Consider the following 15806-nt stretch of genomic DNA (forward strand, 5'->3'; position numbering starts at 1 on the left):
ACGGCCCATCGGCGCTGACCGACCGTGCTTGCGCGGCCTCCCCGCGTTCCCTGTGATCGTGGGGGGAACGCATACTCGTGGGGTGACCGCGTACGAGCCCCCGGGCGGCCCCTGTACCGAGGCGTTCGACGCCGTCGTGCTCGCCGGCGGCGCCGCCCGGCGGCTCGGCGGCGCGGACAAGCCCGGTGTGCGCGTGGGCGGACGGGCCCTGCTCGACCGCGTGCTGACCGCCTGCGCCGGGGCCGGGCTGACCGTCGTCGTCGCCGCCCCCCGCCCCACCGCACGCCCCGTGCTGTGGGCCCGCGAGGAGCCCCCCGGCGGCGGACCCCTTGCCGCGCTGGACGCCGGGCTCCGGCACACCACCGCGCCGTACGTCGTCGTCCTCTCCGCCGACCTGCCGTTCCTGGACGAGGAGACGGTACGGCGGCTGCTCCACGCCCTCGGCGGCACGGAGGGCGTCGGCGGCTCCGAAGCCATGCCCCCTCCCGCCGAAGCCGCGCCCCCGCCCACCCGCGCAGACGGCGTCCTGGTCACCGACTCCGACGGCCGGGACCAGCCCCTTGTGGCCGCGTACCGGGCCGGGGCCCTGCGCCGGGAGCTGGCGCGGCTCGCCGCCGAGCACGACGGCCTGACCGGGCTCCCCCTGCGGCGGCTGACCGCCGCTCTCCGCCTCACCCGCATCACCGACCCGGTCGCGTCCTTCGACTGCGACACCTGGGACGACATCGCCGCCGCCCGCGCACGGATCAGGGAGCATGGCCACGTGTTGGATGAATGGATTACCGCAGTCAAGGACGAGCTGGGGATCGACCTCGACGTCGACATCGCCGAACTGCTCGACCTCGCCCGTGACGCCGCCCACAGCGTGGCCAGGCCCGCGGCCCCGCTGACCACCTTCCTCGTCGGTTACGCGGCCGCCAAGGCCGGGGGAGGCCCCGAGGCGGTCACCGAGGCCGCCCGCAAGGCCGCCGCCCTGGCGCTCCGCTGGGCCGACGACGGCACCCCTGACGCCGCGCCGGGCGCCGCAAGGCCCAGTAGCGGTGGCACGGATGCCCCCGGCACGGCCCCGGACGCCGGATGACCGCCCAGGACGCCCGGGACGCCGAGGAACTCGACGTGGAGGAGGCGCTCGCCGTGGCCAACGACAGAGTGGCCCGAGGGCCGGGCGAGCCCCGCTCCGCCCGCGAGACCTCCGCCACGGGCCGGTCCGCCGCACACCCCGCCAAGGACGACGCGCATCACCGGGCCACCCCCTGGCCCGAGGCCCGCGCCATCACCGAGCGCGCCGCCCGCTCGGCCGGGCGTCGGCCCCCCGTCTCCGTCACCGTCGACGACTCGCTCGGCCTCGTCCTCGCCGCACCCCTCACCGCCCTCAGCGACCTTCCCTCCTTCGACACCTCCGCGATGGACGGCTGGGCGGTCGCCGGACCCGGCCCCTGGGACGTACGCGAGGACAGTGTGCTGGCAGGGCACGCCGAGCCCGAGCGGCTCACGGACGGCGAGGCGGTCCGGATCGCCACCGGGGCACGCATTCCGTCCGACACGACCGCTGTTCTGCGCAGCGAGCACGGGCGCACGGACGACAAGGGACGACTGCACCCGACCCGGGATCTGGCACACGGCCAGGACATCCGCCCCCGTGGCCAGGAGTGCCGTATCGGCGACCAACTGCTGCCGCTCGGCACACAGATCACCCCGGCCGCGCTCGGACTCGCGGCCGCCGCCGGATACGACACGCTGACCGTCCTCCCCCGCCCTCGCGTCGAACTGCTCGTCCTGGGGGACGAATTGCTCACCGAAGGACTCCCGCGTGAGGGCCTGATCCGGGATGCCCTCGGCCCGATGCTGCCGTCCTGGCTACGGGCGCTCGGGGCCGAGGTCACCGCTGTACGACGGCTCGGGGACGACGCCGAAGCCCTGTACGAGGCCGTACGGAAATCCGCCGCCGACCTCATCGTCACCACGGGCGGAACAGCGGCCGGACCCGTCGATCACGTCCACCCCACCCTGCGCCGCGTCGGTGCGGAAGTCCTCGTCAACGGCGTCAAAGTGCGCCCCGGCCACCCCATGCTGCTGGCCCGCACGAAGGAGAACCAGCACCTGGTCGGCCTGCCGGGCAACCCGCTGGCCGCTGTCTCCGGGCTGTTCACGCTCGCGGAGCCCCTGCTGCGGACCCTCGCCGGACGAGCCGCCCCGGAGCCGTACGCACTGCCCCTGAGCGAAGCCGTGCACGGACACCCCTACGACACCCGGCTCATCCCCGTCGCCCTGCGCGAGGACGACGCCGTACCGCTGCACTACAACGGCCCCGCCATGCTCCGCGGCATCGCCACCGCCGATGCCCTCGCTGTCGTACCACCCGGCGGCGCCCGCCCTGGTCAGGAGTTGGAACTGCTCGATCTGCCCTGGGCGACAGCGGGGATCCAGGTGTGTTTCACGTGAAACGTCCGCGCGGCCAGCTGCCCATGCGGCGAAGGGTGTTTCACGTGAAACATCGGACGGGCTGGGGTGAAGTACAGCAAGGGGATATACGGGGATACGGGGAGTGTTTCACGTGAAACTGCCGGGCCAAGACGTGATCGCCCGCCAAGCGGACGAGCGTATCGTGACCCACCAGGTGAGGCTGCCGAAGAGAACGGTCGAGCGCCCGATCCGGCAGGTCGCCAAACGGCTGGTGATGGCGCTGGTCGTGCTGGTCTCGACCGCGCTCATCGTCTATGCCGATCATGAGGGTTACAAGGACAATTCCGATGGACCCGTCGACCTGCTCGACGCCTTTTACTACGCCACGGTCACCCTTTCCACCACCGGGTACGGCGACATCACCCCGGTCAGTGACGCGGCCCGGTTCACCAACATCTTCGTGATCACGCCGCTGCGTGTGCTGTTCCTGATCATCCTGGTCGGCACCACGCTGGAGGTGCTCACGGAGCGCACACGCGAGGAATGGCGACTGAACCGCTGGAGGGCGGCCTTGAGGGAGCACACCGTTGTCGTCGGCTTCGGCACGAAGGGGCGGTCGGCGATCCAGACCGTCTGCGCGACGGGGCTGAAGAAGGAGCAGGTCATCGTCGTGGACCCCAGCTCCAAAGTCATCGAAGCGGCCACGGCCGACGGATATGTGGGGATCATCGGTGACGCGACCCGCAGTGATGTGCTGCTGCGGGCCGAGGCGCAGAAGGCGCGGCAGATCATCATCTCGACCGCGCGGGACGACACCGCCGTGCTCGTCACGCTGACCGCCCGCCAGCTCAACCGCGGGGCGAAGATCGTGGCTGCCGTGCGGGAGGAGGAGAACGCGCCGCTGCTGAAGCAGTCCGGGGCCGATGTCGTCATCACCAGCGCCAGTGCGGCCGGGCGGCTGCTCGGGCTCTCCGTGCTCAGCCCCGCCGCCGGCATGGTCATGGAAGATCTCATCCAGCAGGGCAGCGGGCTCGACATCGTCGAACGGCCGGTCATAAAGGCCGAGGTAGGGCGCAAGGTGAGGGAGGCGGACGACCTGGTGGTCAGCGTCGTACGCGGGCATCGGGTGCTCGGCTACGACGACCCGTCCATCGGCGAACTCCAGCTGACGGACCGGCTCATCACCATCACCCGCGCCACGCCGAGCACGAAGATCACCCCCGAGACCAAGCACCTGCCGTAGCGGGAGCAAGAGAGCGCCCCCAGGGACACACTCCTGACGTACTCCCCAGGGGCGTTTCGTCTCTCGACCGATCGCTACTTGCGGTTGTACAGGCGCATCGTGATCGGGCCGAAGATCAGCACGAACAGGGCGGACCAGCCCAGCGACCAGGCGATTTCGGCGGCCGGCCACTCGCCCGCCATCAACTCCCGCACCGCCGACGCCAGATGCGTGACGGGGCTGTTGTTGACGAACGCCTGGAGCCAGCCCGGCATGGTGCGAGGGTCGACGAAGACGTTGGACAGGAAGGTCAGCGGGAAGATCACCATCATGCTGACGCCCATCACGGACTTCTCGGTGCGCAGCATCAGCCCGAACATCGTCCAGATCCACGAGAACGCGAACGAGAAGACGATGAGCAGCGCGACGCCGAGGACCACGCCCACGAACCCGCCGTCCGGGCGGTAGCCGAGGATCATGCCGACGGTGAGCATCACCACGGACGCGATGGCGTAGCGCAGGGCGTCGCCCAGCAGATAGCCGACCATCGTCGACGGCCGCCATATCGGCAGCGAGCGGAACCGGTCGAAGACACCCTTCTCGATGTCCGTGTTGACCGAGACACCGGTGTACATCGTGATCATCACGACCGACATCACCAGGATCCCCGGCAGCAGGAACTGGATGTACTCCTTGGGGGAGCCGGCCAGGGCGCCGCCGAAGAGGTACGTGTACATCAGCACCATCATGATCGGGAACGCGGTGACGTCGAAGAGCTGCTCCGGCACGTGTTTGATCTTGAGGATGGCCCGCCAGCCGAAGGTCAGTGACGCGGACAGGGCGCTGGGCCGTGGCGGCCGCTCCTTGGCGATCAGCAGCGCGGCGAGCGACTCGGCGCTGACCGGGGCGAGTTCCTTGCTTTCGGTGGTGGTCGCGGTGCTCATGCCGCCGCCTCGTCCTTCGTGTCGACGACCTTGGAGTCGTGGGCCTTCGTGTCGTGTCCGGTGAGGGCGAGGAACACCTCGTCCAGGCTGGGCTGCCCCAGTGAGAAGTTGTCGACGGTGATGCCGGTACGGGCCAGTTCGGCGAGCGCGCGGGCTGCGGCCTCGGCGGCACCCTGCCCGTTGGCGGAGCCCGCGCCGACCCGCGCCGTCAGGGCCACTGGGTCCGGATCCCGCTGCACATCGGCGTCGAGCGCGCGCCGCAGCACCTCCTCGGCCTGCGGCCGCTGGGCGGCGTCGCGCAGCCGCAGATGGACGGAACCCGCGCCCACGGACGCCTTCAGCTCGCCCTTCGTGCCCTCCGCGATGACCTTGCCGTGGTCGATGACGGCGATCCGGGATGCCAACTGGTCGGCCTCGTCCAGGTACTGCGTGGTCAGCAGCACCGTCGTGCCCTGGGCGACCACCGCGCGCACGATGTCCCACACCTGGTTGCGGCTGCGCGGGTCGAGGCCGGTCGTCGGCTCGTCCAGGAACAGCAGGTCGGGGGTGTTGAGGATGGACGCGGCGATGTCGATACGGCGCCGCATGCCGCCCGAGTAGTGCTTGACCTGCTTGCCGGCCGCCTCGCTCAGGCCGAAGGCCTCCAGCAGCTGCTCGGCGCGGTGCCGCGCGGCCCGCTTGTCGTGGCCGAGGAGCCGGGCCAGCAGCACCAGGTTCTCGGTGCCGGTCAGGTCCTCGTCCACGGAGGCGTACTGCCCGGTCAGGCTCACCCGGCCGCGCACCTCGTCGGCCTCCCGGACGACGTCGTGACCGAAGACGTGCGCCTCGCCGCCGTCGGGGCGCAGCAGGGTGGCGAGCATCTTCACCGTGGTCGTCTTGCCGGCGCCGTTCGGGCCGAGGACGCCGTAGACCGTGCCGGTCGGCACGGCCAGGTCGACGCCGTCGACGGCCCGGGTCTCGCCGAACGTCTTCACCAGACCCGCGGTCTCGATCGCGAGGCCGGACGTCTGTGCGCTCATGTCTGAGTCCTTCCGCGTACGGGGCCCGTGTCCGGGGCTATGCAAAGGGAGACCGCCCAGGCCGCCGGAACTCATCGGTCACCGCACGAGAACCACGACAACCTCGGCGCCGAAGCGAAGCGCGCCGACGGCGACCCGTGCGGCCGTAACCCCTCCACCTTCCCTCCGGTGAAGATCGAACGCACCTCAATTAGGACCAAGGACGGAGCCGGGCACGACCAAGGGCGGACTTGGAGGGGACCAGAGGTGGACCCGGACAGGGCGAAGGGCGGCGGCGCCGGATCGGATCGGATCGGCTACGGGATCGACTGGGATGGGCGGGGGGCGGGCGGGCCGGTTCGGGGTCGGGCGGCGCAGGCCGGGCGGGCCAGGGACGCAGGGTGACCGGGGCCAAGGCGGAGGCCGCACGCGTTCGCCGGCCAGGGACGGAGACGTTGGCCAGCCGGGCAGCGGCTATGGCCGGATCGGGATGGGAGCCGGAGCCGGCTGGTGCTGAGCGCGGCCGACCATGCGGGCCGAGCACGGCCGACCGGGCCGACCACGGTCGACCATGCCGGCCGAGCGCGGTCGGCAGCACAGGCAGACCGGGCCCAGGTGCGGCACTGGGGGGACAGCAGCGGGGCCGGCGGCGCGGGAAGCATGCGACGAGCGGCGGCTCCCGGCTTCGGGACGCTTCGGGGCTGAGAGGTGCCTTCCGGCTTCAGGGTGGCTTCCGGGCTCGGGGGCGCGTCCGGGATTGTGGGGTGGTCCTGGGACTGAGGGGCGGCTTCCGGCCTGAGAGGCGGCCCCGGGACTGCTCGAAGTGGCTCTGGGACTGCGGGATGGCTTCCGGGCTCGGGGTGGCTCCGGGGCTGAGGGGCGGCTTCCGGCCTGAGAGGCGGCCCCGGGACTGCTCGAAGTGGCTCTGGGACTGCGGGATGGCTTCCGGGCTCGGGGCGCCTCCGGGACTCAGGGGTGGCCCCGGGAGCGAGGGGCGGCCCCTGGATTCAGGGACGGCTCGGGGACCGAGGGACCGCTCCCGCCTCACAGGCGGCCCTGGGAACCCAGGCGCGGCCCCGGCCCCAGGTGTGTGGGTCCGGAGGCGAAAGGAGCACCGGCGGCGGGGCCGGGAGGCCGAGGAGTAGCGTCGGGCTCATGTATGCGATCACGATTCCCGAACCCGGTGGGCCCGAGGCGCTGGTGTGGGACGAGGTCCCTGATCCGGTGCCCGGTGAGGGTGAGGTGCTCGTCGAGGTGGTGGCGAGCGCCGTGAACCGCGCCGACCTGCTCCAGCGGCAGGGCTTCTACGATCCGCCGCCCGGCTCCTCCCCCTACCCCGGCCTGGAGTGCTCCGGGCGGGTCGCGGAGACAGGGCCCGGCGTCTCCGGGTGGAGCGTCGGCGACGAGGTGTGCGCGCTGCTCTCGGGCGGCGGCTACGCGGAGAAGGTCGTCGTCCCGGCCGGTCAGCTGCTGCCCGTGCCCGTCGGCCTCGACCTCAAGCAGGCGGCCGCGCTGCCTGAGGTGACCGCCACGGTCTGGTCGAACGTCTTCATGATCGCGCACCTCCGCCCCGGTGAGACCCTCCTCGTGCACGGCGGCTCCAGCGGCATCGGCACGATGGCCATCCAGCTCGCGAAGGCGGTCGGCGCGAAGGTCGCGGTCACCGCGGGTACCAAGGAGAAACTCGAACAGTGCGCCGCGCTGGGCGCAGACATCCTGATCAACTACCGCGAGCAGGACTTCGTCGAGGAGGTCAGGCGGGCCACGGACGGCAAGGGCGCGGACGTCATCCTCGACAACATGGGCGCCAAGTACCTCGACCGCAACATCCGCGTCCTCGCCGTCAACGGCCGCCTCGCCATCATCGGTATGCAGGGCGGTATCAAGGGCGAGCTGAACATCGGCGCGCTCCTGGCCAAGCGTGCCGCGATCAGCGCGACCTCCCTGCGCGCCCGCCCCCTCGAAGAGAAGACGACCATCATTGCCGCTGTACGAGAGCACGTGTGGCCGCTGATCGCGGGCGGTCACGTACGGCCGGTCGTCGACCGCGAGATCCCGATGAACGACGCGGCGGCCGCACACCGCGTACTGGAGGAGAGCGGCCACGTCGGCAAGGTCGTACTGGTCACGCCATAGGCACCGCCGGGACGCCGTACGTACGGTCGCAGCAGCCGGCCCGCTACGAGCCCCGCTCAATCGCGCCGTATCCGCAGGCCCACGAAGGCCAGTCCCAGGCCCAGGCCCATCAGCATCAGGCCGACGCCGAGGGCGAGGGCCTGCAGTACCGGCTCCCCGGTGGTTCCGGTTCCGGGCCGTGCGGCGTACGACGGGCCGGGCGGCGCGGCGTTCTGCGACGGCTCGGGGGCGGCGGTGGCCTCCGGGCCGTCCGGTTCCCCGGCGGGCTCCAGCGAGGCCGCGTACGCGTCTTCCTCCGCGGGATCCGCGAGAACGGCGTCCGGGCGCCCCGGCCGCTCCCGCCCCTCGCCCGCGCGGCTGCCTGCCCAGGAGGTGGCCGGGTCGGGCTCGGCGGCGTACCCGGACGGCACGGCTCCCGCCACTGGGACCATGAGCAGTCCCGCGACGAGGACCAGTCCCGTCACACGCGACAAGCGGAGCCAAGGAGCCACGCCCCCAGACTCACACGCCACCCCCGCCCCGGCATCCCGGCACCGCACCCAAGAACCGGGTATCCCGGCACTCAGCACTCAGCACTCAGCACCTGGCGCCTGACACCTCGACCCGAGACCTCAGCACCTCGGCCCTGGCCACTTCGGAACCCGACATCCAGAGCCCGGCGCCCGACGCCCGGCGCCCGGCGCCCGGCATCCGGGCACCTGACATCCCGGCCTCCGACACCTCAAAACCGGCGTCGAAGAACCCGGCCCCCACCGCACCACCGCCCCCGCCACCCGCACCCAATCCCCACCCACCCAATCCCCACCCCACCCCGCACCGAAATGCACAGGTAGTGACACGAACAGCTCGCACATAAACGGTGGATCACCCCGCGTCGGGGGCACCACGGTGATGAGGTGTACGTGTGCGAGAGAATGGCGGCATGGAGATGCCGAGGAACGAACGGTCGCCCGAACAGCCCCAGATCCTGGTCGTGGGCCAGGACGGCATGGCGGTGGGTGGCGGAGGAGACGAGGACTCCCGCGAGGTCCCGGTGACGGAGATGGTGGAACAGCCGGCCAAGGTCATGCGCATCGGCAGCATGATCAAGCAGCTGCTCGAAGAGGTCAGGGTGGCCCCCCTCGACGAGGCGAGCCGGGCCCGGCTGAAGGAGATCCACGCCAGCTCGGTCAAGGAACTCGAGGACGGGCTGGCACCCGAGCTGGTCGAGGAGCTGGAGCGGCTCTCCCTGCCCTTCACCGACGAGGCGATCCCGAGCGACGCGGAACTGCGCATCGCGCAGGCCCAGTTGGTCGGCTGGCTCGAAGGCCTCTTCCACGGGATCCAGACGACGCTGTTCGCCCAGCAGATGGCCGCCAGGGCCCAGCTGGAGCAGATGCGCCGAGCCCTGCCGCCGGGCGTCGGCGGCCACGAGGGCGACGGTGACGACCGGACCCTCGGCCGCTCGGGCGGCCCGTACCTCTGACCTCCGGCCCCGCCACCGACGTACGAAAACGGGCCCGGCACACCATGTGCCGGGCCCCTTCCCATGGGCTGTGACCTTGGGCTGAGCCCGGGCTGTGAGCCGAGGTCAGGCCGGGTTGCCCGTCGACACCTTGAGGATGATCTCGTCCATGTCCTTGGGGTCGACGTCCGTGTCGGCCGTGGGGTACTGCTCCATGACCGTCCCTTCGCCGTACGTGTTCTCGTCGACGTCCTGGGTGTTGTACTGCCAACCCGCCGCCTGCAGACAGGCCTTGACCGAGTCGATGTTCTTGAAGGTGAAGTCCGGGAGCATGATCTTGTCGGGGTCGTTGTACGACTCCGTGGGCTCCGTGCACTCGGTCTTCTCGATGACCTTGGTCGTGTCCGGCCCTTTGTGCCCCTCCACGACGGTCGCCGAGGGTGACGGGGACGCGCTGGTGTCGCCGCCGGCCTCTGAACTGCTGCCGTTGTTCAGCGCGAGTGCTGTGATCAGGCCGCCGATCGCGATCAGGGACACGACGATCGCGCCGATGACGATGCCCTTGTTGCTCTTGTCGCCGCCGGAACGGCCCGCCGACAGCGACGACTGCTGCGGCGAGATGTTGTATGGCGGCGGGGTGGCCGCGCCCTGCTGGGGCGCGTACGCGGCGGTTTGCGGCGGCGTCTGGTAGCCGCCCTGCTGCGGGTAGCCGTACGACGGGGCGGGCGCGGGCGTCGCCGGACCGTATCCGCCCGTGGACGGCGGCTGGTACGGCGTCTGGACGCTGCCCGACTGCGGCATGCCCGTCTGGCCGACCGGTGGGAAGACGGCGGAGGACACCCCGGCGCCGCTGGAGGTCTGCGCGCCCGGCACGATGCTCGGCGCGATGGACTGGAGGGACGCGGCGACCCGCAGGCACTCGTCGCGCATCGCCTCCGCGCTCGGGAAGCGCTCGTTCGGGTTCTTCTTCAGCGCGCGGGCGATGATGGCGTCCACGGCCGGCGGCAGGGAACGGTTGATCGAGGAGGGAGCGACGGGCTCCTCCTGGACGTGCGCGTACGCGATCGCCAGCGGCGAGTCCGCCTCGAAGGGCAGCCGCCCGGTGGTCAGTTGGAACAGCATGATGCCAACCGAGTACAGATCGGAACGCGCGTCCACGCCGCGGCCGAGGGCCTGCTCGGGCGAGAGGTACTGCGGGGTGCCGACGACCATGCCGGTCTGCGTCATCGACGTGACGCCCGACTGCATGGCCCGGGCGATGCCGAAGTCCATCACCTTGACCACGGACCGCTTGGTCATCATCACGTTGCCCGGTTTGATGTCCCGGTGGACCAGGCCCATCTCGTGACTGATCTCCAGCGCCGCCAGCACATCCGCGGTGATCTTCAGTGCCTTGTCGGCGGGCATCGCGCCGAGCTGCTGGATGTCCGCGTCGAGCACCGAGCCGAGCGGCTTGCCCTCGATGTACTCCATGACGATGTACGGCGTCGTCATGCCGTCGAGCTCGTCCTCGCCGGTGTCGAAGACCGAGACGATATTGGTGTGCGTGAGCTTCGCCACGGCCTGGGCCTCGCGGCGGAAGCGCTCACGGAAGGCCTGCTCACGGCCGAGATCGGTGTGCAGGGTCTTGACCGCGACCTGCCGGTCGAGCACCGAGTCGTACGCGAGGTGGACGGAGGCCATGCCGCCCTCGCCGAGCAGGTCACGCAGCTGATAGCGCCCGCCGGCGAGCGAACGCCCCGCGTACCGGCCCTGTGCGGCGTCCTGGCTCATGTTCCTGCGTCCCCCATCGGCGCGCGCGGAAGCCGCTGCCCGGGCTTCCGCGATCGGTGATCCCTGAGATCCTGGTGATCCTTTGTGCTATTCCCGGCCAAGTCTGCCCCAGGCCACTGACACGTCAAGCGCGGTGCCCGTTCCGTGACCGTACGCGAAAGAAGCGTCGCGGAAGCGTTACAGGGGGCGTACGCCCGGTACACAGAACTTGCACGAGTGCGCGCGGTGCGGGTTTCATGGCCGATCAACCCTTGAATCCACCTTTGAATCCACCTTGAATCCGTCGGCGATCCCTCAAGAGCCGTCGCGCTCCAACTCGGACCGGCCCCTTGCGTGAAGGCTGTAGCGTGGCCGACTGAGACCGTAAGACGGAGACCGTAACAAGAACCGCGCGGACCGCGGGCAGAAACGACGGCGAGGACTGATGGCACAGCAGCAGCGCTCTCAGGGCCCGTCCGACCCCGAGGCGACTGGCGGCGGAATGTCAGACGCGCCGGAGTTGTGGGGCAACGGCGGGCTTGTCGGCGACGGTCGGTACCGGCTGACCCACAGACTCGGCCGGGGCGGCATGGCCGAGGTGTTCGCGGCCGAGGACGTACGTCTCGGTCGTACGGTCGCGGTCAAGCTGCTCCGTTCCGACCTGGCCGAGGACCCTGTCTCCAAGGCCCGCTTCACGCGCGAGGCCCAGTCCGTGGCCGGGCTCAACCACCACTCCATCGTGGCGGTCTACGACTCCGGTGAAGATGTTGTGAACGGTACGCCGGTTCCGTACATCGTCATGGAGCTGGTCGAGGGGCGCACCATCCGCGATCTGCTGATCAACGCGGAGGCGCCGGGCCCCGAGCAGGCGCTGATCATCGTCTCGGGGGTCCTCGAGGCGCTCGCGTACTCCCACCAGCACGGCATCGTGCACCGCGACATCAAGCCGGCCAACGTCATCATCACCACCAATGGCGCGGTGAAGGTGATGGACTTCGGCATCGCGCGCGCCCTGCACGGGGCGTCCACCACGATGACGCAGACCGGCATGGTCATGGGCACGCCCCAGTACCTGTCCCCGGAGCAGGCGCTCGGCAAAGCCGTCGATCACCGCTCCGACCTGTACGCGACGGGCTGTCTGCTCTACGAACTGCTCGCGCTGCGCCCGCCGTTCGTCGGGGAGACCCCGCTGTCGGTGGTCTACCAGCACGTCCAGGACATCCCGGTGCCCCCGTCCGAGGTCTCGGAGGGGGCGGCGCCCCCGGAGCTCGACGGACTCGCCATGCGCTCCCTCGCCAAGGACCCGGACGACCGGTTCCAGACGGCCGAGGAGATGCGCGGCCTCGTCCAGTACGGCCTGCAGATGCTGTACGACCAGGGCGGCCACACCGGCACTTGGAACACCGGGCCCGTGACCATGCACGACGGCAGGCACACGCCGCCGGGCGGCATGGCGGGGACGACGGCCATGCCGCATCCCGGCGACATGGGCACCTCGCAGATCCCGCAGCCGATCATTCCGGGCTACGGCGGCGGCGGTGGCCGGGACGACGGCGGCTTCGAGGGGCACGGCAACCGGGGCGGCGGCCGCGGCAAGCTGTGGATCCTCGCGGTCCTCGCGGTGATCGCCGTCGCGGTGGGCGTCGCGGTGGCGCTGCAGAACACCGGCAGCGGCGACGGCGGCGGCACGGACACCACGCAGTCGCCGACGGCCTCGACGTCCAGCAAGGACAAGGAGGCCAGCGAGTCGCCCAGCGAGGAGGCGACCGAGGAGACGACGGACGAGAGCACCAGTTCGGGCGACGGCTCGAACTACACGCCCTCGTACACCCAGTCCCCGACCTACAGCCAGCAGCCGACGCAGAGCCAGCCGACCGCGCAGCCCACCGAGACACAGCCGACGACCACGGCACCGGAGAGCCCGACGCCATCGGAAGAGACCCCCGAGACGCCCGCGTCGCCCGACGACGGCAGCGGAAACAGCGGCGGTCTGACGGGCGAGGTCACCGGCGGCGACGAAGAGTGACCCGCTCCCGGTAGCCCACCCCGGTAGGACCCGGAAACACCCTCCACGCGCGCGTGAAGCCCGAAAAAGGGCTCCACGCGCGCGTGTTGTTTCCCGGCGACCGGCCTCACCCCACGAACGCCTCCCACACGGGGCAGGGCGTGCGACTGTCCAACGACCACCGCGACCGTCCGCCCCTGCGCCCCGCCGACGGTGGCGGACACGCCCGAGACGCGGCTGGGCAGGGCGAGAGCGGCCCACACCGGACCCGCAGCCGAAAAGCGCCGCCCAAAACCCGCGCGGTACTCCAAAGGAGAACTCTTCCCGAGCCAGGGTCGGCCGGGATAACGTGCCGGTGTTCCGGCCCCCTGCGAGGCTGTAACCAGTGCTGTGACCAGCAACTGTTCCCGACGTGCGCGACTTACTTGGACCTCCCAGTACCGAAATACTTGGAAATCCAAGGAAAATTGCAGGTCAGGAGGGGTTTCACAGGAATGTGGAGCACTGGGTAACGTGCCTCGTGCAGGGCGCTCGCCGGGGCACCTGTCACGTCTGTTCCCGGCCAAGGGCACCCACCCCGTGCACGGGTACCGGGATCAGGCGAGCCGCACTGGTCACCCGGCAACCCCGGGGGCCGGACCGACGGAGGAGCACACGTGACCGTGGAGAGCACTGCCGCGCGCAAGCCGCGACGCAGCGCCGCAGGCAAGACCGGCACCACCGGTGGCAAGGCGGCCGGCACCACCGGCACCAAGCGCACCGCTGCGAAGAAGACGACCAACGCGGAGCCCGAACTCGTCCAGCTGCTGACGCCCGAGGGCAAGCGCATCAAGAACGCCGGCACCGCCGCGTACGACCCGTACGTCGCCGACATCACCCCCGACGAGCTGCGTGGTCTGTACCGCGACATGGTGCTGACCCGGCGCTTCGACGCCGAGGCCACCTCCCTGCAGCGTCAGGGCGAGCTGGGCCTGTGGGCCTCGCTGCTCGGCCAGGAGGCCGCCCAGATCGGCTCCGGGCGGGCCACCCGCGAGGACGACTACGTCTTCCCGACCTACCGCGAGCACGGCGTCGCCTGGTGCCGCGGCGTCGACCCGACCAATCTGCTCGGCATGTTCCGCGGCGTGAACAACGGCGGCTGGGACCCGACCACCAACAACTTCCACCTCTACACGATCGTCATCGGCTCCCAGACGCTGCACGCCACGGGCTACGCGATGGGCATCGCCAAGGACGGCGCCGACTCGGCGGTCATCGCCTACTTCGGCGACGGCGCCTCCAGCCAGGGCGACGTCGCCGAGGCGTTCACCTTCTCCGCGGTTTACAACGCGCCGGTCGTGTTCTTCTGCCAGAACAACCAGTGGGCCATCTCCGAGCCCACCGAGAAGCAGACCCGCGTCCCGCTCTACCAGCGCGCCCAGGGTTTCGGCTTCCCGGGCGTACGTGTCGACGGCAACGACGTACTGGCCTGCCTCGCGGTCACCAAGTGGGCGCTGGAGCGGGCCCGCCGGGGCGAGGGCCCGACCCTGGTCGAGGCGTACACGTACCGCATGGGCGCCCACACCACCTCCGACGATCCGACCCGCTACCGGCACGACGACGAGCGGGTGGCCTGGGAGGCCAAGGATCCGATCGCGCGTCTGCGCGGCTACCTCGAGTCCGAAACGGACACGAACGAGGGATTCTTCGCGGAACTCGAAGCCGAGAGCGAGGCGTTGGGAAGGCGAGTGCGCGAAGTGGTGCGTGCCATGCCTGACCCGGACCACTTCGCCATCTTCGAGAACGCGTACGCGGACGGACACGCGCTCGTGGACGAGGAGCGAGCCCAGTTCGCCGCGTACCAGGCGTCGTTCGCCGATGTGGACGAAGAGGAGGGCAAGGAGCGATGACCACGCAGACAGCCGCGCAGACGGCCGGGCAATCCGCCGTGAAGAGCCTGGCGCTAGCCAAGGCGATCAACGAATCGCTGCGCAAGGCCCTCGAAACCGACCCCAAGGTCCTCGTCATGGGTGAGGACGTCGGCAAGCTCGGCGGCGTTTTCCGGGTGACCGACGGCCTCCAGAAGGACTTCGGCGAGGACCGTGTCATCGACACCCCGCTCGCCGAGTCGGGCATCGTCGGCACAGCCATCGGCCTCGCCCTGCGCGGCTACCGCCCGGTGGTCGAGATCCAGTTCGACGGCTTCGTCTTCCCGGCGTACGACCAGATCGTCACCCAGCTCGCGAAGATGCACGCGCGCGCGTTGGGCAAGGTCAAGCTCCCGGTCGTCGTCCGCATCCCCTACGGCGGCGGCATCGGCGCGGTCGAGCACCACTCCGAGTCCCCGGAGGCGCTGTTCGCGCATGTGGCGGGCCTGAAGGTGGTCAGCCCCTCCAACGCGTCGGACGCCTACTGGATGATGCAGCAGGCCATCCAGAGCGACGACCCGGTGATCTTCTTCGAGCCCAAGCGGCGCTACTGGGACAAGGCCGAGGTCAACCCAGAGGCCATCCCCGGCCCCCTGCACAAGGCCCGGGTCGTCCGGGAGGGCACGGACCTCACGCTCGCCGCGTACGGCCCCATGGTGAAGCTCTGCCAGGAGGTCGCCGACGCGGCCGCCGAGGAGGGCAAGGCCCTGGAGGTCCTGGACCTCCGGTCGGTGTCCCCACTGGACTTCGACTCGATCCAGACGTCGGTGGAGAAGACGGGCCGCCTGGTGGTGGTCCATGAGGCCCCGGTGTTCTTCGGCTCGGGCGCGGAGATCGCCGCCCGCATCACCGAGCGGTGCTTCTACCACCTGGAGGCCCCCGTCCTCCGGGTCGGTGGGTACCACGCCCCGTATCCGCCTGCCCGCCTGGAGGAGGAGTACCTGCCGGGCCTGGACCGGGTGCTCGACGCCGTCGACCGCTCGCTGGCGTACTGA

Annotated in this window: 12 protein-coding genes; 8 read left to right on the forward strand and 4 right to left on the reverse strand. The window is 70.6% G+C overall.

Annotation, left to right across the window (positions count from 1 at the left end):
* Positions 1-82: 82 nt before the first annotated feature.
* The 3 genes from F3T56_RS05270 to F3T56_RS05280 all read left to right on the forward strand — a co-directional run bounded on the left by F3T56_RS05270 (position 83) and on the right by F3T56_RS05280 (position 3646).
* Positions 83-1081 carry an NTP transferase domain-containing protein gene (locus F3T56_RS05270; protein ID WP_149823503.1) on the forward strand — a complete coding sequence of 333 codons (999 nt, stop codon included), beginning with the start codon at positions 83-85 and terminating at the stop codon, positions 1079-1081.
* Positions 1078-2442, forward strand: a complete 1365-nt coding sequence (locus F3T56_RS05275; protein WP_149823504.1) for a molybdopterin molybdotransferase MoeA — start codon at positions 1078-1080, stop codon at positions 2440-2442. The genes F3T56_RS05270 and F3T56_RS05275 overlap by 4 nt, the downstream gene beginning before the upstream one ends.
* Before the next feature lie 103 nt (positions 2443-2545).
* Positions 2546-3646, forward strand: coding sequence for a potassium channel family protein (locus tag F3T56_RS05280; protein ID WP_172638808.1), 1101 nt, complete (start codon positions 2546-2548; stop codon positions 3644-3646).
* Between the two features lie 74 nt (positions 3647-3720).
* Here F3T56_RS05280 and F3T56_RS05285 read toward each other — a convergent pair whose 3' ends face one another.
* Together F3T56_RS05285 and F3T56_RS05290 are read right to left on the reverse strand one after the other, a co-directional pair.
* Positions 3721-4569, reverse strand: coding sequence for an ABC transporter permease (locus tag F3T56_RS05285; protein ID WP_149823506.1), 849 nt, complete (start codon positions 4567-4569; stop codon positions 3721-3723).
* The gene (locus tag F3T56_RS05290) at positions 4566-5588 is read right to left on the reverse strand and encodes an ATP-binding cassette domain-containing protein (protein WP_149823507.1); all 1023 of its coding nucleotides are present in this window, start codon (positions 5586-5588) and stop codon (positions 4566-4568) included. Before F3T56_RS05290 ends, F3T56_RS05285 begins: the two co-directional genes overlap by 4 nt.
* 1134 nt (positions 5589-6722) lie before the next feature.
* Between F3T56_RS05290 and F3T56_RS05295 the strand changes: the two genes are divergently transcribed.
* Positions 6723-7703, forward strand: coding sequence for an NAD(P)H-quinone oxidoreductase (locus F3T56_RS05295; RefSeq protein WP_149823508.1), 981 nt, complete (start codon positions 6723-6725; stop codon positions 7701-7703).
* A 56-nt stretch (positions 7704-7759) separates the two neighbouring features.
* Here the strand turns inward: F3T56_RS05295 and F3T56_RS05300 are convergent, their stop codons facing one another.
* The gene (locus F3T56_RS05300) at positions 7760-8167 is read right to left on the reverse strand and encodes a hypothetical protein (RefSeq protein ID WP_246203414.1); all 408 of its coding nucleotides are present in this window, start codon (positions 8165-8167) and stop codon (positions 7760-7762) included.
* 458 nt (positions 8168-8625) lie between these two features.
* Here F3T56_RS05300 and F3T56_RS05305 point away from each other — a divergent pair, with 458 nt between their 5' ends.
* Entirely contained in the window at positions 8626-9168 is a 543-nt protein-coding gene (locus tag F3T56_RS05305; RefSeq protein WP_149823510.1) for a bacterial proteasome activator family protein, read from the forward strand.
* A gap of 105 nt (positions 9169-9273) precedes the next feature.
* Here F3T56_RS05305 and F3T56_RS05310 read toward each other — a convergent pair whose 3' ends face one another.
* Positions 9274-10920 (reverse strand): protein kinase domain-containing protein, encoded by a 1647-nt coding sequence (locus F3T56_RS05310; protein WP_149823511.1) that lies wholly within the window; start codon positions 10918-10920, stop codon positions 9274-9276.
* 424 nt (positions 10921-11344) lie between these two features.
* Here F3T56_RS05310 and F3T56_RS05315 point away from each other — a divergent pair, with 424 nt between their 5' ends.
* The 3 genes from F3T56_RS05315 (at position 11345) to F3T56_RS05325 (ending at position 15806) form a co-directional block, all read left to right on the forward strand.
* Positions 11345-12925: a protein kinase domain-containing protein gene (locus F3T56_RS05315; protein ID WP_149823512.1), complete on the forward strand. Its 1581-nt coding sequence runs from the start codon at positions 11345-11347 to the stop codon at positions 12923-12925.
* 635 nt (positions 12926-13560) lie between these two features.
* Positions 13561-14793 (forward strand): pyruvate dehydrogenase (acetyl-transferring) E1 component subunit alpha, encoded by a 1233-nt coding sequence (gene pdhA, locus F3T56_RS05320; RefSeq protein WP_149823513.1) that lies wholly within the window; start codon positions 13561-13563, stop codon positions 14791-14793.
* Positions 14790-15806 carry an alpha-ketoacid dehydrogenase subunit beta gene (locus F3T56_RS05325; protein WP_149823514.1) on the forward strand — a complete coding sequence of 339 codons (1017 nt, stop codon included), beginning with the start codon at positions 14790-14792 and terminating at the stop codon, positions 15804-15806. The genes pdhA and F3T56_RS05325 overlap by 4 nt, the downstream gene beginning before the upstream one ends.

The sequence above is a fragment of the Streptomyces tailanensis genome (assembly GCF_008386495.1).
Lineage (GTDB): Bacteria > Actinomycetota > Actinomycetes > Streptomycetales > Streptomycetaceae > Streptomyces > Streptomyces tailanensis.